Source organism: Antarcticimicrobium sp. (assembly GCF_029212575.1).
In the GTDB taxonomy this organism is placed as follows: Bacteria; Pseudomonadota; Alphaproteobacteria; order Rhodobacterales; family Rhodobacteraceae; genus Antarcticimicrobium.
In genome coordinates this window covers 1-21,147 of the sequence record NZ_JARGPK010000032.1, presented here as the reverse complement: position 1 = coordinate 21,147, position 21,147 = coordinate 1, and the positions used below count along the sequence as shown (strand labels likewise).

Here is a 21,147-nt window from a genome sequence, read left to right as displayed (position 1 = left end):
CGTCGGTCTCCCCGTGACGGGCCAAATCCGCCTTTGCATCCACGCGGCCGGCGGCGCATATGGACCCATGAGCCCTGGAGACGTCATACGCCCGACGATGCGCGCTGTCATCCGCAAGGGAGATCTTGTTCTCGTGCAGCTCAAGCAGGCGGCCTCGGGGCGACGGTACCTGACTCTGCCGGGCGGGCGCCAGGAATTCGGGGAAACGATGCAGCAATGCGTGGTGCGCGAATGCCTCGAAGAGATCGGCGTCGCCCCCCGGGTCGGCGAGGTGCTGCATGTGGCGGATGTCATGCGTGGACGCGAGGGCGGGATGCGCCATCTGATCGAAGTGCTCTTCGACTGTAGCGTTCCCGCGGATTACGCCCCGCGCATGGGCACCCATCCGGACAAGCGGCAGCTGGCAACGATATGGGCGGACCTCTCCGATGATGGCCCGCAGTTCCTGCCGCGCTACGACCTTGCCCTGAATCAGCCTGGCGCGCCGGTCAACCTGGGGAGGCTGAACAGTGTCATCCCCTGACGCCATCGAAGAGAACGTTTCCTTTCTGCTGGCGGAACTTGACGGGCAACTCACCCGGTTGATCACCTATTTCGAGGCGCCCCGGACCGAAACCGCGTTGCAACTGGTCCAGCGGGCCGGCTACGCGCACAACCTGTCGTCTCGGGTGCGCAAGGCCTGCCTGGCCGAAATGATTCGCGGGAAAAAGGCGGAGGCCCGGCAGCTCCGGTTGCAGGGCATCGACACGATCGCACGCAATCTCGACCTGATTTCCCGCCTTGCACGGCGCGCGGTCGAACAGGCCGAGCGGATCGACCGGCAGAAGCTACTGCGCGCGGACACCTATGTGGCGCCGCTCAAGCTGGTGCGAAAGACCGTGGCCCGCATCCAGCAGGCGCTGGAGGCCCGCGACAGCAAGCTTGCGGTCCAGATCGGCCAGACCCGCACCGACCTTGGCGTGTTCAACGACCGGCTGTTCCGGACCTACACGCGGGACATGCAGGGCACCAAGCACACCGAGGACCTGGCCTTCGGGTTGCTGACCCTGAACGAGATCACCCGGATGGGCGAGGCGTTGCAGACTATCAGCGAGGCGATCCTGTCGATCAACATCGGCCAGTCGGTGCAGTTCGAACGCTATTTCGCGCTGCGCAGCGTTCTGGCCGGGGTGGCACGCGACGAGGAGATCACGCTGCAGCCGCTGGCCGAGACCCGTTCGGGCAGCGCGATCTCGAGCGTGAACCTGAGGGGAACCAGGGGCGAGACGGTCGCCGCCGTCTTCAAGGACGGGGACCGCCGCAAGGTCAAGCAAGAGCGGGTCGGCGTCAAGAGCTGGAACTCGGTCTACCCCGGGCTGGCGCCCGAGATCCTGTCCTATGAGAAAAGCGGCAAGTCGGCCGCCCTGCTGATCGAACATCTCGAGGGCGAAACCTTCGAGGACATCGTGCTGGGCGGAACCGACGACGCCCTGGCCGAGGCGCAAAACGCGCTGCACAAGACGGTGCGCGACATCTGGCGGCAGACCCGCACCGATGACCCGGCCGAGATGAAGGCGATGGAGCAACTACGCAAGAGGATGAAGGACGTCTATCGCCTGCATCGCCGCCACGCGCGGGGCACCCAGAACGTGAACGGTGTCACCGTGCCGGGATTCGATGCCCTGATTTCCGCCGCCGCGGCCCGCGAGGCACAGCTCCCGGCGCCGTTCTCGGTCTATATCCACGGGGATTTCAACCTCGACAACGTGATCTACGATCCGGTCGGCCGGAAAATCCGGTTCATCGATCTGCACCGGTCGCGCTATATGGACTACGTGCAGGACATCTCGGTCTTCATGGTGTCGAGCTACCGGCTTCAGGTTCTGGATGCCGGAACCCGCGCGCGCATTGCCAAGGTGGCCACCGACATGCACCAGATGGCCGCCAAGTTCGCCCGCCGGCAAAAGGACCCGACCTTTGAGTACAGGCTGGCACTGGGGCTGGCCCGGTCCTTTGCCAGTTCGACGCGGTTCGTCGTCGATCAGTCCCACGCGCGGCGGATGATCCTGCGCGCCCGCTACATTCTGGAATCCGCGCTCTGCGTGCCCGAGGGCAAGGAGGCGCGGTTCAAACTGCCGATAAGGATGCTGTTCAGTGACTAAGAGGATCGGGGTCATCGGAACCCCGGGGAAATGGTCGACCGAGGCGCTGGCGGATGCCTGCGAGGCCCGGACCGGGCACCGGCAGGTCATCGACATGGCCCGGGTGACGCTGGATCTCTCTGCCGGGACGCTGATGCACGATGGGGTGGACCTTTGCGCGATGGATGGCCTCATCCTCAAGAAGATCGCCGAGGGTTACAGCCCCGACGCGCTGGATCGGTTGGAACTGCTGCGCGTCGCCGAGGCGCGCGGCGTGCGCGTCTTCAGCCCGGCCGAACGCGTGATCCGCCTGATGGACCGGCTGGCCTGCACCGTGACACTGTCCAACGCGGGCATTCCGATGCCACCGACCACAATCACCGAGGACGTGACCGACGCGCACGCCGCGCTGGAGCGTTACGGGTCGGCGGTGTTCAAGCCGCTGTTCTCGACCAAGGCCCGGGGCATGGTTCTGCTGGACCACAAAGCGCCGGATGCGCCGGCGCAGATCGCCGCCTTCAAGTCTGCCAACCCGATGATGTATATCCAGCAAAAGGCGGACCTGTCAGGCCATGACCTCGGGATGGTTTTCCTGGATGGCGCATACGTTTGCACCTATGCCCGCGTCAACCAGACCGACAGCTGGAACACCACGATCCACGCGGGCGGGAAATACGCCCCCTACACGCCGTCGGCGGAACTGATCGAGTTGGGGCAGCGGGCGCAGGCCCCGTTCGGCCTGAGCTTCACCACCGTCGATATCGCGCTTACCTCCGATGGCCCCATCGTTTTCGAGGTTTCGGCCTTTGGCGGCTATAGCGGCGCGCTCAAGGGCAGCGGCATCGACGCCGCCGCACTGGTGGCCGATCACGTGCTCAGGGAGGTCTCTGCATGAGAACCGCCCGTGATATCCTGTCCGCCCTGGACCTGAGCGCCGCCGGAAAGGCCCCCTTTCACCTTTCCGTCGGTCCGGTTCACGTCACGGTGCTCTGCCCGGAGCCGCTGCGCGCCGCCCTCGTTGCCTATTTCGCCGAGGCGCTTGGCGACCGGCCCGGGGAGATCACGGTTCACCTGCTGCCCGGCCAGGCGCTGGCGCCGGAACCCGCCTGGGCCGACTGGTCCCGCGAAGCGGGCAAATCCGGGCGCAAGGACGCGGTCTGCGATCTGGCGGATGCCCGGTTGATCCGCAAGATCCGCAGCGGTGTGACCTTCCTCCAATCCGCCGGGGCGGCGGTTGCATTCGGCCCGCTGGAGCAGAACGAAAGCACCGTCATCAATTTCATCAACACCCAGATCCTGAACGTCTGCCTGCGCGACGGCTGGCAGCTGTGCCACGCAGCGGCGGTGACACGGGGGCCGCGCACGCTGGCGATCTCCGGCCTGTCGGGCGGCGGCAAATCCACCTCGGTCCTGCGGATGATGGACATCGACGGCACCGGGTTTCTGAGCAACGACCGCGTTCTGGTTCGTTCCGGCCGCCCGCCACGCGCGCTGGGCATCCCGAAACATCCGCGCATCAACCCCGGCACGATCCTGGGCAATCCGCGCCTGCACGGAATGCTCTCGCCCGCGCGCCGCGCCGAACTGGCTGCCATGCCTGCGGCCGATCTCTGGGCGCTGGAAGAAAAACGCGATCTCATCATCTCGGAGGTCTACGGCAAGGACCGCGTCACCTATGAGGGCACGCTGACCGATTTCTGGGTATTGAACTGGAGCCGCGACAGCAGCACACCCACGAAGGTGACGGAGGTGACGCTCGCCGAGCGCCCCGACCTTCTCGTCGCCATCATGAAAAGCCCCGGCCCCTTCTACCGGCATCCCGGCGGCAGCTTCGAGCCCAACGGCAACGCGCCCGATCCCGCCCCCTATCTCGCGGCGCTGCAAGGCGTGCGGGTCTGCGAGGTTTCCAGCGGCATCGACTTCGATGCACTGGCCGGGCACGGGCGACGCCTGCTCGATGGCTGACGCCAGCCATATCGCACTCATCCGTCACGGCGCCTATCGCCAGCGCGCCGGGGCGCCCTCGGCGCGGCAGCCCTATCCGCTGACCGACGCGGGCATCGCGCAGGCCCGCGCCGGGGCCGAGACCCTTTCGGGGATGATCGCGGACCACGGAATGCAGCCCGCCCCGATCATCTTCTCCTCGCGCCAGTTGCGCGCCTGGCAGACCGCGCGGGAAATCCTGACACGCCTGCGCGAACTCGGTCATCCGGTGGAGGGGATCGAGGAAACGTCCGCCCTTGCCGAGCGCGGCCTCGGCAGCGCGGCCAACCTGACCGTCGCGGAAATCGAGGCGATTCTGCGCGACGATCCGCGCCACGACCCGCCGCCGCCGGGCTGGAAATCCGACAGCGATTACCGCCTGCCCCTGGAGGGCGCCGAAAGCCTGACGGAGGCGGGGCAACGGGTGGCGCGGCATCTTGTCGATACCGCCCGTCCCGGCCAGCTGACGATCCATGTGGGTCACGGGGCATCGTTCCGGCACGCCTGCTGTCACCTCGGCCTCATCGACAGAACCGAGATCCCGAAACTATCCATGTTTCACGCCAGGCCGTCACTCATCTGTCATGATAGCCATGGTAGATGGCGGCACTTGGCCGGAGCGTGGAAAATCAGGGCACCCGAGGAAGACCCGAAGGACTGACCCCGGTCGCAGAATTGGGGCGCAGACCTTGGACCAGTTTCGAGAGACCTTCCGACCGGATCTTCACCTCTTGCCGCCGGTGTTCGATACCGACGCCTGCCTGCCCGACCTGCCGCGCCGACTGGAGCCCTGGCCCGGGGCCGCCACGCACCCGCAAGTTGCCTCCTGCCTTGAACGTGCGCGCAGGCACGGCGGCTGGCGCTGGCCCGACAAGCCGGTGATCTTCCTCTCCGACGCCCACGCCGATGCCGAAGGGTTCTTGCGATCGCTGATCGCGGCGGGCGTGGTCCGGCGCCGGGGCGCGCGGATCGAGCTGACCGCCTTTGGCCGGGGCGCACGGATCGTTCTGGGCGGCGACAGCCTCGACAAGGGGCCCAGCAACCTCGCGCTGCTCGATGCCATCGCCGCGCTACGCGCCACCGGGGCCGATATCCATATCCTTGCCGGGAATCACGACCTGCGGATGCGCATGGCTATCGCCGCGCTGCGCGGGCCGAGGTCGGCGCTGCACGACCATCTGTTCGCGCGCATGGGCCGCAAGATCCTGCCCGCCCTGCGCGAGGTGCTGGTGCGGTTCGTCACCGCCGCCGATCTCGCCCGCCTGCCGGACGAGGCTGCCTGCAAGACGCGCCTGATGCCCCGTCAGGACTGGGCGGTTCGCTTTGCCGCGGCCGCCCGCGCGGAGCTGCGCCCCAAGGTCGTCGCCAAGGAGATCCGCAAGCTGGAGGAAAAGCTGCGCAAGTTCGACCGGGATCGCGCGCGGTCCGGCATGAGCTATCGGGAAATCCTCGCGGCGGCCCTGAAATGCCACGAGGTGTTTTTTGAGCCCGGCGGCACCTATGCCTGGTTCTATGAAACCATGGACGTGGTGGCGCGCAGCGGGTCGCTGCTGTTCGTGCATGCCGGGCTCTGCGACAACATGTGCGACGCGCTGGTCACCGAAGGGCCTGCTGCGGTCAACGCCCGCTACCGCGAGGCGGCCGAACGCGCCTCGCCGGGGTTCTACTTCGGTCCGCTGGCCAACCTGGTGCGCACGAAATACCGCGCCTCGGACTGCGAGCTGACCGACCGCGGCGTCAGCGCGCTGCATCGCGCCGGCATCCACATGGTTGTCCAGGGCCACGTCAACAACCATGAAGGACAGCGGCTTCTGGCCAAGCGCGGATTGCTGCACCTGGAGGGCGATGTCACGCTGGACCGCGCCTCGCGCGCGCTTGAGGGGCTGGAGGGCATCGGTGCCGGGGCGACCTTGATCTTTCCGTCAGGAGATGTGATCGGATTGAGCCGGGACTATCCCCGGGCCAAGCATTTCGCACCGGACCGGATGAGCTGACATAGGAGAGGTCGCATGAGCGACGCGCGCAACCGCTTCTCGCATGAGTCATTGCAGGACGCAAAGGCGATCAAGACGCTGTTGACCGCGCTGGCCAAGGGTTTCTCCAAGGGCGAGATGACCCTGGGCGACGAGGACGATGAACTGGTCCTGAAGACCGCCGGCCTGATGACCGTCCGGATCAAGGGCGAACGCGAGGACGGCCAGTGCGAGGTCAACCTGCGGATCAGATGGTCGGACCCGTCGGAACCATCGCCGCAAAAGGGTAAACCGCGGATCGAAAGCTGACGCGGTCCTGTCGCCCGATTCGTCGCCGGACCGGACTCACGCCATCCCGAGCGCTTCCTTGTACATCTCCAGCACCGCCTCTTCCTCGGCGATGTCGTCCTTGTCGCGCTTGCGCAGCGCGATCACCTTGCGCATCACCTTGGTGTCATAGCCGCGCGCCTTGGCCTCGGCCATCACCTCTTTCTGCTGGTCGGCGATGTCCTTCTTTTCCGTCTCCAGCCGCTCGAACCGCTCGATGAACTGGCGCAATTCACCCGCGGTCACGCGGTAGTTGGCCTCGGCCGTGCTGTCGTCCACTGGATCCATGTCTTTGCTCCGCTCGATGCTCGGGATGTGAGAGTACCCGCCGGGATACCTGCCCCGCCCGGCTGCCGCAAGACGGGAATGATGCACATCGTGCCGCAATCCGCCTTGCGCCGCGCCGCCGCAGCCCCTATCCACGGTGGTGCTTTGGTTCGGCGGCTTCGGTCGCCGTGAAAAGGGAACGCGGTACGGCCCGGCAACGGGACAATTCCGCGACTGCCCCCGCAACTGTAGGCGGAGAGCGAGGCTGGCAAATACCACTGAACCCAACCGGGTTCGGGAAGGTCCGGCCCTCGCGATGACCCGCAAGTCAGGAGACCTGCCAAGGCGATCACCTTCATTTGGCGCGAGGGGCGTCAGATGGGCGGCGTTCGAACCGTAGGGGTGATGACCAGCTCACCGTTTGCGGAGGAGCGCGGCCAGACCCGTGCCTTTCCAGACAAAACCGATACCTGTCCCGGAAAGGACAACGCCCATGAACAAACTGCTATTCACAGCCTCCTGCCTTGCCGTCTGCGCCGCCGGTGCCGCCCAGGCGCAAGAGGTCTTCGGCCTCGACGAGATCACCTTTTCCGCCAACAAGGCGGGCGCACAAACCCCGCTCGACCGCACCGGGGCAACGGTGCAGGTGATTACCCAGGACCAGCTGGAAAAGGCCGACGAGACCACCCTGGCCGAATTTCTCGCCCGTCAGCCCGGCATCTCGGTCAGCGCCAACGGCGGGGTCGGCGCCAATACCACCCTGCGCATCCGCGGACTGGACGGCAAATACATCAAGGTTCTGGTCAACGGTATCGACGTGACCGACCCCAGTTCGACCCAGGCGCAGTTCAACTGGGGCGGGATGACCACAGCCAACCTTGGCCGGGTAGAGATCCTCAAGGGGTCCAGTTCCTCGCTCTACGGCTCGCGCGCGGTCGGCGGCGTGGTCAACATCTCGACCATCAAGCGCCCGGAGGAGCCGGGCAGCAAGACCACCTTGGCGCTGGAAGGCGGCAGCTATGAGACTTACCGCGCGGCGGCGGGCTATGCCTATTCCGGCGAACGCGGCGGGGTGAGCTTCGGGATCGACCGGGTTACCACCAACGGGTTCTCGGCCAAGAGCGGCGCCGGCAGTACCGAGCCGGACGGCTACGAAGGCACCCAGATCACCTTCTCGGCGGACGTGATGGCGACCGACAGGCTCAAGCTGGGGCTGTCGGCCTATGCGCTCGATTCCGAGGGGGATTACGACGAATTCGCCGGCGATGGCGCGCCGCCCTATGACGAATACAACACCACCGAATCGCGCGGCGTGCGGGCCTATGCCGAACTGATGACCGGCGCGGTCGATCACACGCTGTCGTTTTCCTATTTCAAGACCGACCGTCTGAGCAGCTCCAACGGCTTCGACACCATCTTCGACGGCGAGCGCAAGCGGATCGACTACACCGGTAACTACGTCGCCTCCGACGTGCTGACCCTCACCTTCGGCGCCGATTGGGAGGAGGAGAGCTTCAACTCCGGCGCCGACAGCGGCAGCACGGAAACCGCCGGCCTGTTCGGTGAACTGCTCTTTGCCGCAACCTCGGATCTCGATCTCTCGGCCTCGGTCCGGCTCGACGATCATTCCACCTTCGGCAGCCATGTCACCGGGCGGCTTGCGGCGGCCTATCGTCTGGGCGATGCCACCGTGCTGCGCGCGGTCGCGGCGACCGGGTTTCGCGCCCCGTCGCTCTACGAGCTGAACAGCACGCTTTATGGCAACCCCGCCCTTCAGCCCGAGGAAAGCACCAGTTTCGAGCTCGGCGTGGAACATGACTTCGGCCCCGGCCGCAACCTCAAGGCCACCGCCTTTCACACCCGGATCGACAACCTGATCCAGTTCGTCACGCTCACCTCCTTCCCGCTGCCGTTCACCGGCCAGTACCGGCAGGTTCCGGGCGAATCGACATCGCAGGGGATCGAGCTTTCGGGCGAATGGACGGTGAACGACTGGCTCGGGCTTTTCGGCAACTACACCTATACCGATGCCGAGGATTCCACCGGCGCGCGGCTGCTGCGGGTGCCGGGGCATGACGTGACCATCGGGCTGGGGGCCGCATTCGCCGCCGACTGGGCCGGCGACGTGACCCTGCGCCACGTGGCCGACCGCCCGGCGGAATTCGGCACGCCGATGGGCGATTACACGGTCGTCAATGCCGGTGTAAGCTATGCCTTCACCGACAATGCCGAGGGGTATCTGCGGATCGAGAACCTGTTGGACGAAACCTATGAGACAACGGCCAGCTACCAGGCGTCCGGGCGCGCGGTCTATGTGGGGCTGCGTGCGTCCTTCTAGGATCATCCCCCTGCTTGCCGCGCTGGTGCTGACCGGCGCGGCGGCCGTGGCCGAGGCCCCGCAACGGGTGGTTTCGGTCAATCTTTGTACGGATCAGCTGGCGCTGCTGCTGGCGGCGCCGGGGCAGATCGTATCACTGTCGCGGCTGTCGCAGGACGCGGAGAGCTCCTCGATGGCCGAGGCCGCGCGCGCCTATCCCACCAACGGCTCGGGCGCCGAGGAGGTCTATTTGCTGAACCCCGATCTGGTTCTGGCGGGAACCTTCACCGCGCCGACAACGGTGCAGATGCTGCGCGACCTGGGCATTCGGGTGGAGCTATTCGCCCCCGCCCGGTCGCTGGCGGACGTGCCGGATCGCATCGCGCAGATGGGCGCGGTGCTGGGGCACGAGGCGGAGGCCGAGGCGATGATCGGCGCGTTCCGGGCGGAACTCGCGCGGCTCAGCACGGCGCCGGACCGGCGGCCGCGCGCGGCGCTCTACTATGTCAACAGCTATACCCTGGGCGACCGCACGCTGGCCGGCGACATCCTGCGCGCGGCGGGGTTCGACAATGTCGCCGCCGAGGCCGGATTGGAACAGGGCGGCACGCTGGCGCTGGAGCATCTGATCCTGCTGGCCCCCGAGGTCATCGTCAGCGGCCGCGACTACCCCGGCCAGGCCCGCGCCGAGGAGGTGCTGAGCCACCCCGCCCTGCGCGCCCTGCCCGGCACCCGCGTTGCCGGCACCCTGACCGATCGCGACTGGATCTGCGGCACACCTCTGGTGCTTGCGGCGGTGGAAAAGATGCGCGCGCTGCGCCTGTCGCTGGAGACCGGGGAATGAGGCTGGCGCCGGGTCTGGTCCTGCTGGTTGCGGTGCTTTTCGTGCTGTCGCTGCTCAGCGGTCAGGCCCCGGTGGGCGCGGGCCAGAGCCTGACGGCGCTGATCGCGGGCGACGGCACGCCGCTGGCGGTGGTGATGCGCGAGATCCGCCTGCCGCGGGCGCTGCTGGCGGCGATGATCGGCGCGGTGCTGGGCCTGTCGGGGGCCGCGATGCAGGGCTATCTGCGCAACCCGCTGGCCGAGCCGGGGCTGATCGGCGTCTCCGGCGCCTCGGCGCTGGGCGCGGTGCTGGCGATCCAGACCGGGCTGAGCCTGATGTTTCCGCTGGCGCTGCCGCTGGCGGCACTTGGGATGGCGGTGCTGGCGGTGCTGCTGATCCTGGCGCTGGCCGGACCGCGCGGCGCCTCGATCACGCTGATCCTGGCCGGTATCGCGATCTCGGCACTGGCGGGGGCGCTGACCTCGCTGGTGCTGAACCTCTCGCCGAACCCGTTTGCCGCCGCCGATATCGTGTTCTGGATGATGGGCTCGCTCGCCGACCGCAGCTTTACCCATGTCTGGCTTGCCGCCCCCTTCATGGCGGTGGGGGCGCTGCTGCTGGCCAGCCTCGGGCGCGGCCTTGACGCGCTGACCCTGGGCGAGGACGCGGCCGAGGCGCTGGGGATCGGTCTCTCCGGGCTGCGGCTGCGGCTGATCCTGGGCACGGCGGCCTGTGTTGGCGCGGCGACGGCGGTGGCCGGCGCGATCGGCTTTGTCGGGCTGGTGGTGCCGCACCTGTTGCGCCCGGCGGTGGGCGCGCGGCCCTCGTCCCTGCTCTGGGCCTCGGCCCTGGGCGGCGCGGCGATGGTGCTGGCCGCCGATATCGCGGTGCGCGAACTGCTGCCCGCTCGCGACCTCAAGCTCGGGGTGCTGATGGCGCTGGTCGGCGCGCCGCTGTTCCTGCACCTGATCTACAAGACGCGGAAGGAAATGGCATGAGCCTGATGACCTTGCGCGACCTGACCGTGCGGCGTGGCGAATGCCCGGTGGTCGATCATGTCACGCTCAGCGTGGGCGGCGGCGAATGCATCGGGCTGATCGGCCCCAACGGCGCCGGCAAGACCACGCTGTTGCGCGCCGCGCTCGGCCTGCTGCCCGCCAGCGGCGAGAGTACGCTGGCCACCCTGCCCGCCCTTGAGCGCGCCCGCGCCGCCGCCTGGATGCCGCAGGCGCGCGAGATCGCCTGGCCGGTGACGGTGGAGCGGCTGATCGCACTGGGCCGCATCCCGCACCTGCCGCGCGGCGCCCGGCTGCGGGAGCAGGACCGCGCGGCGGTCGAGGCCGCCATCGCCCGCATGGGGCTGGACAGCTACCGCGCGCGCACCGCGACGCAGCTTTCGGGCGGCGAACAGGCACGGGTGCTGATCGCCCGCGCGCTGGCGCAGGAGACCCCGCTGCTGCTGGCGGACGAGCCGATCGCCGGGCTCGACCCGGCGCACCAGATCGCCACCATGGAGGTCTTCGCGGCTCTCGCGCGCGAAGGGCGTTCGGTCATCGTCTCGCTGCACGATCTGGGGCTTGCCGCCCGGCACTGTACCCGTCTGCTGATGATGGTGCGCGGGCAGCTGACGGCCGACGGTCCGCCCGGCGCGGTGCTGACGCCGCAGAACGTGGACCGGGTGTTCGGCGTCTCGGCCTTCTACGAGGACACCGCGCAGGGCCCGGTGTTCCAGCCGATGCAGGTCACGCGATGAGGGTCACGCTGGACCGGCCCTGGCTGGAACTCGACCTCGGCGCCGAGATGCGTGTGCTGAGCTGGTCGCTGACCCGGCCGGGGTTCGTTTCCGCCCGCCGCATCCTCTGGCGCGAGGTCCGCAACGCCGACCTGCCCGAGGATCTCGACGTGCTGGCCTGGTTTCGCGCCGAACTGGCGGCACGCAAGGCCGGCGACGCGGTGGCGATGCTGACCTCGCGCGATCTGGACGCCTATGAGACCGCGAAGGTGGAGGTCGGGGGCGTCACTGCGGTCTGCCTCGCCACCGTGGGCCTCAGCAACGCCGAGCGCATCGGCACCCGGCTGGACCGGACCGGCAAGGACTGGGGAACGATCAACATCGCGCTGCGTCTCGACCTGCCGCTGAGCGAAGCGGCACTGCTGGAACTGATGTCGATCGCGACCCAGGCCCGGACGGCGGCGGTGATGGAGGCCGGGCTCGACCTGCCCACCGGGCGCGCCACCGGCACCGGCACCGACTGTATCGCCGTGGCCGCCCCTGCCGGAGACACCGCCTTTGCCGGGCTGCACACGCCGCAGGGCGAGGCGGCCGGCCGCGCGGTGCATCGGGCGGTTCGGCAGGGAGCGCAAGTCTGGATGGAGAAGGTGCGCCGCCCCGGCGATCCGTAGAGGTGGGGGGGCCTGCCCGTCAAGGGAACAGGGTCACGCGAACAGCCCCCCGCCTTCGCGAGGATGACAGGAAACCCGAGCCGAAACGACATTGCCCCCCACACCGCCTTGCACCCCCTGCCGCGATCCGATACCGGCGGGGCAATTCGAAACCGGGGAGATGACCCATGCTGTTCGACATCATGATCTGGGCCGGCGTTGCGATGTCGCTGGCCGGGCTGGCCGGGCTGGTCTGGTGCATCCTGCGGGTCGGTCGGGCCCGCCGCGCCAAGCTGCCCGACGACAAGCTGCGCGCTGTGCTGAAATCGGTTCTGCCGGTCAACCTCGGTGCGCTGGGCCTGTCCGTCCTGGGACTGATGCTGGTCGGGGTGGGGTCTTACCTGGGCTGACCGCCCCGCTGTCACGGCAGGCCGTCAGATCGGCATGTTGTCGAATCGATCCTCGATCGCCTCCTCGGTCAGCGCGGCCTCGAGGCGGAGCAACCGCTTCGGCACCGGCTCGCCCTGTTCTTCGAGCTGTTCCAGAATCAGGCTGAACTGTGGCTGCAGCGCCAGGCGCTGATCCCGATCGGCGGCGGAGATCCTGCTCTCCATCCGCTCGGCCTGTGTCAAAAGATCGTGTGCGGTCATGACATCCTCCCAACGCAATAGTATCATGGCATGAGCTTGTGTCACTTTTGCCAAACCGAATCTGAACATGCGATTCCGCGGGCAAATTCGGCGCCTTTCCGCCGGTCCCTCGTGCGTCTCGCGGGACAGGCGCCCAATTCCGCGGCACCGGAGGTCGCGCGGCGGGCAGCTTGGCGACTGGCGCGGGCGGCGCCAGATCCGACCCCGAGTTCGGCCTTGCAACACATTCCGACAAAACTATATGTTCGACGGAAGCCAATGGAGATCCTGATGACCCCCTTTGTGAAAGCCTTTTTCGACGAAGCCACCTTCACGGTGTCCTACGTCGTCCGCGACCCCAACGGAACAGCCTGCGCCATCGTCGACAGCGTGCTGGATTTCGACAATGCCTCGGGGCGCACCGACACGAAGTCGGCCGACGAGATCATCGCCTATGTCCGGGACCAGGGCCTGACGGTGGAGTGGATCCTGGAATCGCACGTCCATGCCGACCACCTGTCGGCGGCGCCCTACATCCAGGAAAGGGTCGGCGGCAAGATCGGCATCGGCGACCGCATCACCGTGGTGCAGGACACCTTTGGCAAGGTGTTCAACGAGGGCACCGAGTTCCAGCGCGACGGCAGCCAGTTCGATGCGCTGTTCAAACAGGGCGACAGCTTCATGATCGGGCAGATGCGCGGCGACGTGCTGCACACGCCGGGCCACACGCCGGCCTGCCTGACCTATGTGATCGGCGAGGCCGCCTTTGTCGGGGACACGCTGTTCATGCCCGATTTCGGCACCGCGCGCTGCGACTTTCCGGGCGGCTCTTCGGAAACGCTGTACCAGTCGATCCAGAAGATCCTGGCGCTGCCCGACGAGACCCGCATCTTCGTCGGCCATGATTACAAGGCGCCGGGCCGCGACGAATACGCCTGGGAAACCACCGTGGGCGAGCAGAAGGCGCTCAACATCCACGTGGGCCAGGGCAAGAAGATCGAGGACTTCGTGCAGATGCGCGATGCCCGCGATGCCACGCTGAGCATGCCGCGCCTGATCCTGCCGTCGTTGCAGGTCAACATGCGCGCCGGCCAGATGCCGCCGCCCGACAAGCAGGGCGACATCTTTCTCAAGATCCCGGTGAACAAGCTGTAACTGCCTGCACCGGGCACAGGACATGGCGGCGGGCCGGGATCGGGCCGCTGCCGACAGGAAACCCGGCGACCGGACCGAAAGAGCCCGCCGCCGGACAAACGCGCGAACATTACAGGGAAACTTGAACTTCATGGAAACGGATTGGATTTGGGGCCTGGTCGGCGGTATGCTGATCGGGACGGGCGGCGCTGTGTATCTGCTTGGCAACGGGCGGATCATGGGCGCCTCGGGCATCATCGGCGGTCTGGTGGACGGCAGCGGCTGGACCACGGCCTGGGAACGGATCGCGTTCCTGGTCGGGGTGGTGGTGATGCCGCTGATCCTGTGGCCGCTCTACAACGTCGGCATCGACACCCACATGACCAAGGATGTCTGGGTGATCGTCACCGCCGGCCTGCTGGTCGGGGTCGGCACGCGGATCGCCAACGGCTGCACCTCGGGGCACGGGGTCTGCGGTATCTCGCGGCTGTCGCTGCGCGGGATCGTGGCGACGGTGTTCTACATCCTCGCCGGCGGCCTGATGCTGGTGCTGTTCCGTCACGTGCTGGAGGTGGTCTGATGCGTATCCTGCTTTCGCTTCTCGCCGGCAGCCTGTTCGGCGGCGGGTTGTTCGTCTCGGGCATGACCGACACCACCAAGGTGCAGGGCTGGCTTGACGTGTTCGGCAACTGGGATCCGACGCTGGCCTTTGTCATGGGCGGCGCCATCATCCCGATGTTCTTCGCCTGGCGGCTGACCGAGGGACGCAAGCCACTGGTGGGCGGCGCGTTTCCCGACCTGCCGCGTCCCGAGCTGGATCACCGGCTGATCACCGGCTCGGTCCTGTTCGGCATGGGCTGGGGGCTGGCCGGGCTGTGCCCGGGACCGGCGGTAGCCTCGCTCACCTATAACGGGGTCGAGGGGCTGCTGTTCATGGCAGCGATGCTGACCGGCATGGGGGTTGCCCCGGTGATCGGCCGTAATCTGGACAGGATCGCCACCACCGCGTAAGGGGAGGCATGGATATTCGCCCCCTTACCCCCGGCTATGCCGTCTCGCCGCAGATCGACGCGGGCGACCTGCCCGCGATCGCGGCGGCCGGCTTCACCACCGTGATCTGCAACCGCCCCGATACCGAGGTCGGCCCCGACCAGGCCAGCACCGCGATCCGGCAGGCCGCCGAGGCCGCCGGGCTGACCTTTTCGGAATTGCCGCTGGTGCAGGAGACGCTGACGCCGGAGAACGCCTCGCGCCAGCGGGAGCTGGTCGAGGCGGCCGGCGGGCCGGTGCTGGCCTATTGCCGGTCGGGCACCCGCTGCACGGTGATCTGGGCGCTGGGCCAGGCCGGGCGGATGCCCACCGAAGAGATCCTGCAGACCGCTGCCCGCGCGGGCTATCAGCTCGACGGCATGCGCCCGGCGCTGGAGTATCTGGCGAAACAGGGCTGAGACACCGCCCTTGGCGAGCCCGGCACCTGCGTGTCGTTTCGCGTTCTACTGCGCCGCTAACCGGTCGCCCTCAAGCGGCAGGCTGACCCGAAAGGCGCCGCCGCTCTGGCCCTGCAGATAGACGATATCGCCGCCCAGCCGCTGCATGATCTCATAGGAGATCGCCAGGCCAAGGCCGGCGCCGCCGGCCTTTTCGGCGTTCACGCGAAAGAACTTCTCGAACACGGTGGATTGCACCTCGGCGGGAATGCCGCTGCCGTTGTCGATGAAATCCACCACCAGCCGCCCGCCCACGTCATGCACCGAGATCGTCAGTTCCGGGTTGGCCGAATCGCAGTATTTCTCCGCGTTGGCGATCAGGTTTATGAACACCTGCGCCAGCCGGTCCAGATCGGTATGCATCCGCACCCCTTCCTGCGCCCGGCGGCGTTTCACCACCAGCGGCCGCTCCTCACCCGCCAGCGCGGTCGAAATCGCCCGGTCCAGCACGTCTCCAAGTATCCCGCTGCGCATGTTCAGGTTCACCTGCCCGTTCTCCAGCACGCTGAGATCGAGCAGGTCATCGAGCAGCCGGGTCAGCCGCAGCGCCTCGTCGAGGATGATGGTCGCATAGCGCACCTTGTCGGTGGGGCCGAGCCCCTCGTTGTCGCGCAGGATCTCGGAGAACGCCCGGATCGAGGTCATCGGCGTGCGTAGCTCATGGCTGATCTGGCCGAGGAACGCATCCTTTTGCAGCGAAATCTGGGTCAGTTTCTCATTCGCCTCGCGCAGCTGTTTCGCGGTGCGCGCCAGTTCGGTCGATTTCACTTCGAGCTGGCTGGAATACTCCATCAGCTGGGCGCTTTCGTCCGCCACCGCCAGCAGGTCCTCGACCGACACCGACGAGCCGCCGACGATCTGCCCGATCATCGCGTGTGCCGCCGCCGCCCCCACCGAACCGGACAGCTCGCGCTCCAGCCGCTCCAGAAACATCGGAGTCGGTTCGGGCAGATGCCCGCGCCCACCCTGCAGCGCCGCCTCGCGCTGGAACAGCTCCTGCGCCTCGCGCGCGCCGAGGATGCGCTGCGACATGATCATCAGATCCTCGCTCTGCGCGACAGATCCGGTCCAGCCGCGCGGCCCGGCGGAATGGTCGAACACATTGACGAACTGCGCCCCCTGCAGCCGCTCCAGTGGCGAGGGGAAGCTCAGCAGCGAGGCGGCGCAGAAGGCCGCCGTGTTGAGCAGCATGCTCCACATCACCGAATGCACGATGGGATCGAGCCCCTCGATCCCGAACAGCGCCTGCGGTCGCAGCCAGCCGATGCCGAAGGGGCCGTCGCTGAGCACCCCATCGGGCATCAGCCCGCCGCCGAGCCCCGGCAGCAGCAGGGTATAGAGCCAGAGCGCGAAGCCCAGCGTCAGGCCGGCCAGCGCGCCGCTGCGCGTGGCCCCGCGCCAGAACAGCCCGCCGACCAGCGACGGCAGGATCTGAGCGATACCGGCAAAGGAGATCAGCCCGATCGAGGCCAGCGCCGCGCCGCCCCCCGACAGCCGGAAATAGAAGTATCCCAGCACCATGATCACCGCGATCGACACCCGGCGCGCCAGCAGGATCACATGGCGCACATCGCCCGAGACCGAGGCGCGGTCGGCCTGCGACGACAGCCAGATCGGCATCACAACATGGTTCGACACCATGGTCGACAGCGCCATCGCGGCAACGATCACCATCGAGGTGGCCGAGGAAAAGCCGCCAAGGAACGACAGCATAGCCAGCGTGTCCTTGCCCTGGCTCAGTGGCACGGTGAGCACGAACATGTCCGGGTTGGACCCCTCAGGCATCACCTCCAGCCCGACCACGGCGATCGGCACGACGAAAAGGCTGATCAGCAGCAGATAGGTCGGAAAGGCCCAGGCCGCGGTGCGCAGGTGGCGTTCGTCGTCGTTCTCGACCACCATCACCTGGAACATCCGCGGCAGGCAGACAAAAGCCGCGACGGCGAGAAAGGTGATCGTGGCCCAGCGGCTGCCGTTGACCTGCCATTCGCCGATCGGCGAGGCGTCGATCCGGGCCATGGTCTCGGACACGCCGCCCGACAGGCCCCAGACGACGAACACGCCGACCGCGAGCAGCGCGATCAGCTTGACCACCGCCTCCAGCGCGATGGCGGTGACCACGCCGTGGTGACGTTCGTTGGCGTCCAGATTGCGGGTGCCGAACAGGATCGCGAAGACCGCCAGCCCCGCGGCGACCCAGAACACCACCGAGGCATCGCTGAACCCGCCGACCGGCGCATCCTCGAAGAAGATCGAGAAGGACAGAGTGATCGACTGCAGTTGCAGCGCGATATAGGGGGTGATCCCGATCACCGCGAGGATGGTGACGCAGATCGCCAGCAGGTTCGATTTGCCGTAGCGGGACGAGATCAGGTCGGCGACCGAGGTGACGCGCTGGCTGCGGCCGACCCGCACCAGCTTGCGCAGCCCCCACCACCAGCCCACCATCACCAGCGTGGGACCGAGGTAGATGGTGACATATTCCAGCCCCGAGCGCGCCGCGTAGCCCACCGCGCCGTAAAATGTCCAGGCGGTGCAGTAGATCGACAGCGACAACGTGTAGATCAGCGGCGAGCGCAACCAGGTGCTGCGCCCGGTCGCGGCCAGCCGGTCGGCGGCAAAGGCGACGATGAACAGCAGCGCCACATAGGCCAGGCAGACCAGCACCATGAGGTTCAGCGTTGCCATCAGCCGAGTCCCCGTTCCGGCACCTCGGCCTCGTCCTCGGCGCGTCCGGGTCCTGACCAGCCGCGCGTGAGCAGCCCGAACCAGATATTGCCCAGGATCAGCAGCGCCCAGACCAGGAAGATGTAACGGATCGCGCGCGACGTGGGCAGCGGCGCCGCCGCGCCGGCATCCTCGGCCCCCGGCCACAGAAGCGGCACGGCGAACAGGAGCGCGCCCAGGACCGGCAACAACCGCGCCGCGTCCATCAACCGGCGCCGGCGATAGGTCTGGCGTTCCAGGAACACCGCTGGCGACCTTCGGTCCGTCCCGTCGCCGTCTCCGGTCATGGCCGCGAGGCCTGCGCGTGAAGGTCGCGCACCGCGGTCAGAACCTCGGCATTGGAAAACGGCTTGGTCATGAAACGGCTGACCCCGGCCTTTTCCGCCATTTCCCGATCGCGCGACTGGCCGCGCGCGGTCAGCATCAGAACCGGCAGATCGCGAAGTCCGTCGCTCTCGCGCAGCTCCCGCAGGATGTCCATTCCGCTCTTGCCCGGCAGCATCACGTCGAGGATCACCAGGTCCGGCCGGGCGGCGCGGATGAGCTCGACGGCATCGCTGCCGTCGGCATGTGTGTCCACATTCCATCCCTCCCGCGTGAGCAGGAAGCGGATCGCCTCGGAAATATTTGCTTCGTCTTCGATCAGCAGAACATGTCGACCCATGCCAGACCATCCCTCCCCAGGTGTGCCGCCTCGCGACCGCGCAATTCTATTGCCTTTCAGCAGTATGTCCACGCAACAACCGGACCGCAACATTCACGGTTGCCACCCCCCGCCCTATCAGAGCCCGTCGCTCAGGATCGACGGCTCACGCCGAGCGCCGCAGCCGGTTCGCGGGCAGACCCGGCAGGTGCTGCCCACCGGCTGAACCAGTACCGCGCCATCGCCGTCGCCCGGCCTGACCGGCAGGATCAGCATGATCGAGCGGTAGAGCGGATCACGTTCAAACCCTGGTTGCCCATCGGGCCATGCCACCGCCAGGCAGTCGAACTCGACCGCCGTGCGCCCCTGTTGCGACACCCGGCGGCGGATCGGCACCAGCGGCCGGTTCAGCGCGGTGAACAGCGGCCAGAGCGGGCAGGCCTCGCCATACCGCGGCAGGGCAAAGCCGGTCACCGCCTTGCGGAACAGGATGCTGCCCGAGGCGTCGCAGACCACCAGACCGACCTCGCCCGGCAGGACATCCTCCGGCAGGGCCGCGACGCGCCGGAACACCGCAGGCAGGTCAACGTCGAAGGCGCTGGCCAGTGCCAGCGGATCGACGCCAACCGATTGCACCTCGCGCCCGAAGGCCGCCAGGGGCATCGCTGCGGCATCCGCTGCATATTGGTCCAGCACCGCGCGGGTCACTTCCCGCGCGGCACGCCCGGTCAGTTCCGGGGCCGTCGCGACGATCTCCTCCGGCGTGGCGGAACCAGCCTCCAGCGCGGGAAAATGATGCCCGTTTGCCATCATGAAGGCCTCGACCTCCTCCTGCGGAGCGCCGCGATGCTCCTCCCCCGCCTCGTTTTCGTCAAGGTAGTTGACCAACGCCTTGGAACTGTCGGCCAGACGGACGCTGTCCTCGTTCAGGTTGCGGTGAAACCGGTCGCGCCATTCGGGCTCCAACTCTCCGGTCTCGGCCAGGATCGAGGCGGTGGACCGGATCGCGGCGGCGGTCGACAGAACCTCGTGCAGAGAGGCGGCGAGCCGGGGATCGTGGGTCAGCCGGTCCGACAGCGTCTCGACCGTGCGCTCCAGCGAGGCGATGCGGCGGTGCGACCAGGCCAGCGCCTCGGCCCAGCCGGGAAACCGGCCGGCAAGCTCCTCGGCACGGTCGGTTTCGGTGATGGCGACCCCGGCCCCCGCTGCGGCCTCGCGCAGGGTGGCGATCAGCGCCGCCTCGGCGCCCTCGGTCAGCATCTGTGGCTCGACCCCGAGCACCTCGGCGATATCGACCAGGAGCTTGCCTCCGATTCTGCGCCGGTTGTGCTCGATCAGGTTCAGATAGGACGGCGAGATCCCGACCTGCCGCGCCAGATCGGCCTGGCGCACCCCCTTGATCCCCCGGCGTTCGCGGATGCGGCTGCCGGTCAGGGTGTCACGAGGCATGACGTCGGGCTTTCTTTTTCATTGGTTTTCAATGCCTTTCTGCACTGCGACATAAGAAACTTTACAACGACTCTGCCATTCCTGTTCATTTGTTGACAAAAATATTGTGCATTTCAAGGGACTTATTGCGAAATTTTCCGAACCCCCATCATACTAAATTTGCACAATACGTGCACGCGCCGCCTCAGGAGTGAGGAGCTCTGCGGCGCGATCCACGAAATGGGAGGATATTTATGTCCAAGAATGATGTCACACGTCGCGGCGTGCTGAAAACCGGCGCGATCGCCGGTGCCGGCGTTGCGCTGCCGACGATCTTCACGGCGTCGTCCGCTGCCGCCTACATGAACGAGCCCACCGGCGGTTCGGTCACGCTGGGCTTCAACGTGCCCCAGACCGGCCCCTATGCCGACGAGGGCGCGGACGAGCTGCGCGCCTATGAACTGGCGGTCGAGCACCTGAACGGCGGCGGCGACGGCGGCATGATGAACACGTTCTCGTCCAAGGCGCTGCAGGGCAACGGCATCCTGGGCAAGAAGGTCGATTTCGTCACCGGCGACACCCAGACCAAATCGGACGCCGCCCGCGCATCGGCCAAGTCGATGATCGAAAAGGACGGCGCCATCATGATCACCGGCGGTTCGTCCTCGGGCGTGGCCGTCGCGGTACAGGGCCTCTGCCAAGAGGCCGGCGTGATTTTCATGGCGGGTCTGACCCACTCCAACGACACCACCGGCAAGGACAAGAAGGCCAATGGCTTCCGCCATTTCTTCAACGCCTACATGTCGGGCGCCGCACTGGCGCCGGTGCTCAAGAACCTCTCCGGCGCCGACCGCAAGGCCTATCACCTGACCGCCGATTACACCTGGGGCTGGACCCAGGAGGAATC

At 67.2% G+C, this 21,147-nt stretch carries 24 protein-coding genes and 1 riboswitch; of the genes, 18 read left to right on the top strand and 6 right to left on the bottom strand.

The genetic code is table 11. From position 1 onward, the window contains the following. Window positions 1-67 precede the first annotated feature (67 nt). Genes P1U75_RS05685 through P1U75_RS05655 form a run of 7 tightly spaced genes read left to right on the top strand, consistent with a single transcriptional unit; the run spans window position 68 to window position 6,385 of the window. On the top strand, window positions 68-523 hold the full coding sequence (locus tag P1U75_RS05685; RefSeq protein WP_300240796.1) for an NUDIX domain-containing protein: 456 nt from the start codon (window positions 68-70) through the stop codon (window positions 521-523). Continuing rightward, on the top strand, window positions 510-2,141 hold the full coding sequence (locus P1U75_RS05680; RefSeq protein ID WP_300240794.1) for an aminoglycoside phosphotransferase family protein: 1,632 nt from the start codon (window positions 510-512) through the stop codon (window positions 2,139-2,141). The genes P1U75_RS05685 and P1U75_RS05680 overlap by 14 nt, the downstream gene beginning before the upstream one ends. Then, entirely contained in the window at window positions 2,134-3,015 is an 882-nt protein-coding gene (locus P1U75_RS05675) for a GAK system ATP-grasp enzyme (protein ID WP_300240793.1), read from the top strand. Before P1U75_RS05680 ends, P1U75_RS05675 begins: the two co-directional genes overlap by 8 nt. Continuing rightward, complete coding sequence (locus P1U75_RS05670; RefSeq protein ID WP_300240791.1) at window positions 3,012-4,085, top strand: HprK-related kinase B; 1,074 nt, start codon at window positions 3,012-3,014, stop codon at window positions 4,083-4,085. Before P1U75_RS05675 ends, P1U75_RS05670 begins: the two co-directional genes overlap by 4 nt. Further along, window positions 4,078-4,764, top strand: a complete 687-nt coding sequence (locus P1U75_RS05665) for a histidine phosphatase family protein (protein ID WP_300240788.1) — start codon at window positions 4,078-4,080, stop codon at window positions 4,762-4,764. Before P1U75_RS05670 ends, P1U75_RS05665 begins: the two co-directional genes overlap by 8 nt. Before the next feature lie 28 nt (window positions 4,765-4,792). Continuing rightward, window positions 4,793-6,097 (top strand): metallophosphoesterase family protein, encoded by a 1,305-nt coding sequence (locus P1U75_RS05660; RefSeq protein WP_300240786.1) that lies wholly within the window; start codon window positions 4,793-4,795, stop codon window positions 6,095-6,097. 15 nt (window positions 6,098-6,112) lie between these two features. Next, entirely contained in the window at window positions 6,113-6,385 is a 273-nt protein-coding gene (locus P1U75_RS05655) for an amphi-Trp domain-containing protein (RefSeq protein WP_300240784.1), read from the top strand. Between the two features lie 36 nt (window positions 6,386-6,421). Here P1U75_RS05655 and P1U75_RS05650 read toward each other — a convergent pair whose 3' ends face one another. Next, window positions 6,422-6,691, bottom strand: coding sequence for a DUF2312 domain-containing protein (locus P1U75_RS05650; RefSeq protein ID WP_300240782.1), 270 nt, complete (start codon window positions 6,689-6,691; stop codon window positions 6,422-6,424). 128 nt (window positions 6,692-6,819) lie between these two features. Then, window positions 6,820-7,030: riboswitch (cobalamin riboswitch) on the top strand. A gap of 133 nt (window positions 7,031-7,163) precedes the next feature. Here P1U75_RS05650 and P1U75_RS05645 point away from each other — a divergent pair. The 6 genes from P1U75_RS05645 to P1U75_RS05620 all read left to right on the top strand — a co-directional run bounded on the left by P1U75_RS05645 (window position 7,164) and on the right by P1U75_RS05620 (window position 12,602). Further along, window positions 7,164-9,008 (top strand): TonB-dependent receptor, encoded by a 1,845-nt coding sequence (locus tag P1U75_RS05645; protein ID WP_300240780.1) that lies wholly within the window; start codon window positions 7,164-7,166, stop codon window positions 9,006-9,008. Beyond that, window positions 8,995-9,831, top strand: a complete 837-nt coding sequence (locus P1U75_RS05640; RefSeq protein ID WP_300240777.1) for an ABC transporter substrate-binding protein — start codon at window positions 8,995-8,997, stop codon at window positions 9,829-9,831. Before P1U75_RS05645 ends, P1U75_RS05640 begins: the two co-directional genes overlap by 14 nt. Continuing rightward, window positions 9,828-10,808, top strand: a complete 981-nt coding sequence (locus tag P1U75_RS05635; RefSeq protein WP_300240775.1) for an iron ABC transporter permease — start codon at window positions 9,828-9,830, stop codon at window positions 10,806-10,808. Before P1U75_RS05640 ends, P1U75_RS05635 begins: the two co-directional genes overlap by 4 nt. Further along, entirely contained in the window at window positions 10,805-11,563 is a 759-nt protein-coding gene (locus P1U75_RS05630; RefSeq protein WP_300240773.1) for an ABC transporter ATP-binding protein, read from the top strand. Before P1U75_RS05635 ends, P1U75_RS05630 begins: the two co-directional genes overlap by 4 nt. Beyond that, on the top strand, window positions 11,560-12,213 hold the full coding sequence (locus P1U75_RS05625) for an adenosylcobinamide amidohydrolase (RefSeq protein WP_300240771.1): 654 nt from the start codon (window positions 11,560-11,562) through the stop codon (window positions 12,211-12,213). Before P1U75_RS05630 ends, P1U75_RS05625 begins: the two co-directional genes overlap by 4 nt. A gap of 170 nt (window positions 12,214-12,383) precedes the next feature. Continuing rightward, the gene (locus tag P1U75_RS05620; RefSeq protein WP_300240868.1) at window positions 12,384-12,602 is read left to right on the top strand and encodes a hypothetical protein; all 219 of its coding nucleotides are present in this window, start codon (window positions 12,384-12,386) and stop codon (window positions 12,600-12,602) included. A gap of 24 nt (window positions 12,603-12,626) precedes the next feature. On the opposite strand, the gene P1U75_RS05615 is transcribed toward P1U75_RS05620, so the two are convergent. Then, window positions 12,627-12,842, bottom strand: a complete 216-nt coding sequence (locus P1U75_RS05615; protein ID WP_300240770.1) for a hypothetical protein — start codon at window positions 12,840-12,842, stop codon at window positions 12,627-12,629. Between the two features lie 270 nt (window positions 12,843-13,112). Here P1U75_RS05615 and P1U75_RS05610 point away from each other — a divergent pair, with 270 nt between their 5' ends. The 4 genes from P1U75_RS05610 (at window position 13,113) to P1U75_RS05595 (ending at window position 15,403) form a co-directional block, all read left to right on the top strand. After that, complete coding sequence (locus P1U75_RS05610) at window positions 13,113-13,976, top strand: MBL fold metallo-hydrolase (RefSeq protein ID WP_300240757.1); 864 nt, start codon at window positions 13,113-13,115, stop codon at window positions 13,974-13,976. A gap of 130 nt (window positions 13,977-14,106) precedes the next feature. Beyond that, window positions 14,107-14,535, top strand: coding sequence for a YeeE/YedE thiosulfate transporter family protein (locus tag P1U75_RS05605; RefSeq protein ID WP_300240755.1), 429 nt, complete (start codon window positions 14,107-14,109; stop codon window positions 14,533-14,535). Further along, window positions 14,535-14,966 (top strand): DUF6691 family protein, encoded by a 432-nt coding sequence (locus P1U75_RS05600; protein ID WP_300240753.1) that lies wholly within the window; start codon window positions 14,535-14,537, stop codon window positions 14,964-14,966. Before P1U75_RS05605 ends, P1U75_RS05600 begins: the two co-directional genes overlap by 1 nt. Before the next feature lie 8 nt (window positions 14,967-14,974). Then, window positions 14,975-15,403 (top strand): TIGR01244 family sulfur transferase, encoded by a 429-nt coding sequence (locus P1U75_RS05595; RefSeq protein WP_300240751.1) that lies wholly within the window; start codon window positions 14,975-14,977, stop codon window positions 15,401-15,403. Window positions 15,404-15,448: 45 nt separating this feature from the next. On the opposite strand, the gene P1U75_RS05590 is transcribed toward P1U75_RS05595, so the two are convergent. The 4 genes from P1U75_RS05590 to P1U75_RS05575 all read right to left on the bottom strand — a co-directional run bounded on the left by P1U75_RS05590 (window position 15,449) and on the right by P1U75_RS05575 (window position 20,261). Next, a complete protein-coding gene (locus P1U75_RS05590) occupies window positions 15,449-18,130 on the bottom strand; it encodes a sensor histidine kinase (protein WP_300240749.1) in 2,682 nt (893 codons plus the stop codon). Further along, complete coding sequence (locus P1U75_RS05585) at window positions 18,130-18,414, bottom strand: hypothetical protein (RefSeq protein ID WP_300240747.1); 285 nt, start codon at window positions 18,412-18,414, stop codon at window positions 18,130-18,132. Before P1U75_RS05585 ends, P1U75_RS05590 begins: the two co-directional genes overlap by 1 nt. A gap of 38 nt (window positions 18,415-18,452) precedes the next feature. Beyond that, window positions 18,453-18,833 (bottom strand): response regulator, encoded by a 381-nt coding sequence (locus tag P1U75_RS05580; RefSeq protein WP_300240745.1) that lies wholly within the window; start codon window positions 18,831-18,833, stop codon window positions 18,453-18,455. 117 nt (window positions 18,834-18,950) lie between these two features. Beyond that, entirely contained in the window at window positions 18,951-20,261 is a 1,311-nt protein-coding gene (locus tag P1U75_RS05575; RefSeq protein ID WP_300240743.1) for a helix-turn-helix domain-containing protein, read from the bottom strand. Window positions 20,262-20,494: 233 nt separating this feature from the next. On the opposite strand from P1U75_RS05575, the gene P1U75_RS05570 reads away from it, so the two are divergent. After that, a partial coding sequence (locus tag P1U75_RS05570; RefSeq protein ID WP_300240741.1) for an ABC transporter substrate-binding protein occupies window positions 20,495-21,147 on the top strand: 653 nt, incomplete at its 3' end.

Coding starts and splice junctions, on each gene's coding strand:
- P1U75_RS05685 (WP_300240796.1), top strand. CDS start 68: ATGAGCCCTGGAGACGTCATACGCCCGACGATGCGCGCTGTCATCCGC.
- P1U75_RS05670 (WP_300240791.1), top strand. CDS start 3,012: ATGAGAACCGCCCGTGATATCCTGTCCGCCCTGGACCTGAGCGCCGCC.
- P1U75_RS05665 (WP_300240788.1), top strand. CDS start 4,078: ATGGCTGACGCCAGCCATATCGCACTCATCCGTCACGGCGCCTATCGC.
- P1U75_RS05655 (WP_300240784.1), top strand. CDS start 6,113: ATGAGCGACGCGCGCAACCGCTTCTCGCATGAGTCATTGCAGGACGCA.
- P1U75_RS05650 (WP_300240782.1), bottom strand. CDS start 6,691: ATGGATCCAGTGGACGACAGCACGGCCGAGGCCAACTACCGCGTGACC.
- P1U75_RS05645 (WP_300240780.1), top strand. CDS start 7,164: ATGAACAAACTGCTATTCACAGCCTCCTGCCTTGCCGTCTGCGCCGCC.
- P1U75_RS05635 (WP_300240775.1), top strand. CDS start 9,828: ATGAGGCTGGCGCCGGGTCTGGTCCTGCTGGTTGCGGTGCTTTTCGTG.
- P1U75_RS05630 (WP_300240773.1), top strand. CDS start 10,805: ATGAGCCTGATGACCTTGCGCGACCTGACCGTGCGGCGTGGCGAATGC.
- P1U75_RS05625 (WP_300240771.1), top strand. CDS start 11,560: ATGAGGGTCACGCTGGACCGGCCCTGGCTGGAACTCGACCTCGGCGCC.
- P1U75_RS05615 (WP_300240770.1), bottom strand. CDS start 12,842: ATGACCGCACACGATCTTTTGACACAGGCCGAGCGGATGGAGAGCAGG.
- P1U75_RS05610 (WP_300240757.1), top strand. CDS start 13,113: ATGACCCCCTTTGTGAAAGCCTTTTTCGACGAAGCCACCTTCACGGTG.
- P1U75_RS05605 (WP_300240755.1), top strand. CDS start 14,107: ATGGAAACGGATTGGATTTGGGGCCTGGTCGGCGGTATGCTGATCGGG.
- P1U75_RS05600 (WP_300240753.1), top strand. CDS start 14,535: ATGCGTATCCTGCTTTCGCTTCTCGCCGGCAGCCTGTTCGGCGGCGGG.
- P1U75_RS05595 (WP_300240751.1), top strand. CDS start 14,975: ATGGATATTCGCCCCCTTACCCCCGGCTATGCCGTCTCGCCGCAGATC.
- P1U75_RS05590 (WP_300240749.1), bottom strand. CDS start 18,130: ATGGCAACGCTGAACCTCATGGTGCTGGTCTGCCTGGCCTATGTGGCG.
- P1U75_RS05580 (WP_300240745.1), bottom strand. CDS start 18,833: ATGGGTCGACATGTTCTGCTGATCGAAGACGAAGCAAATATTTCCGAG.
- P1U75_RS05575 (WP_300240743.1), bottom strand. CDS start 20,261: ATGCCTCGTGACACCCTGACCGGCAGCCGCATCCGCGAACGCCGGGGG.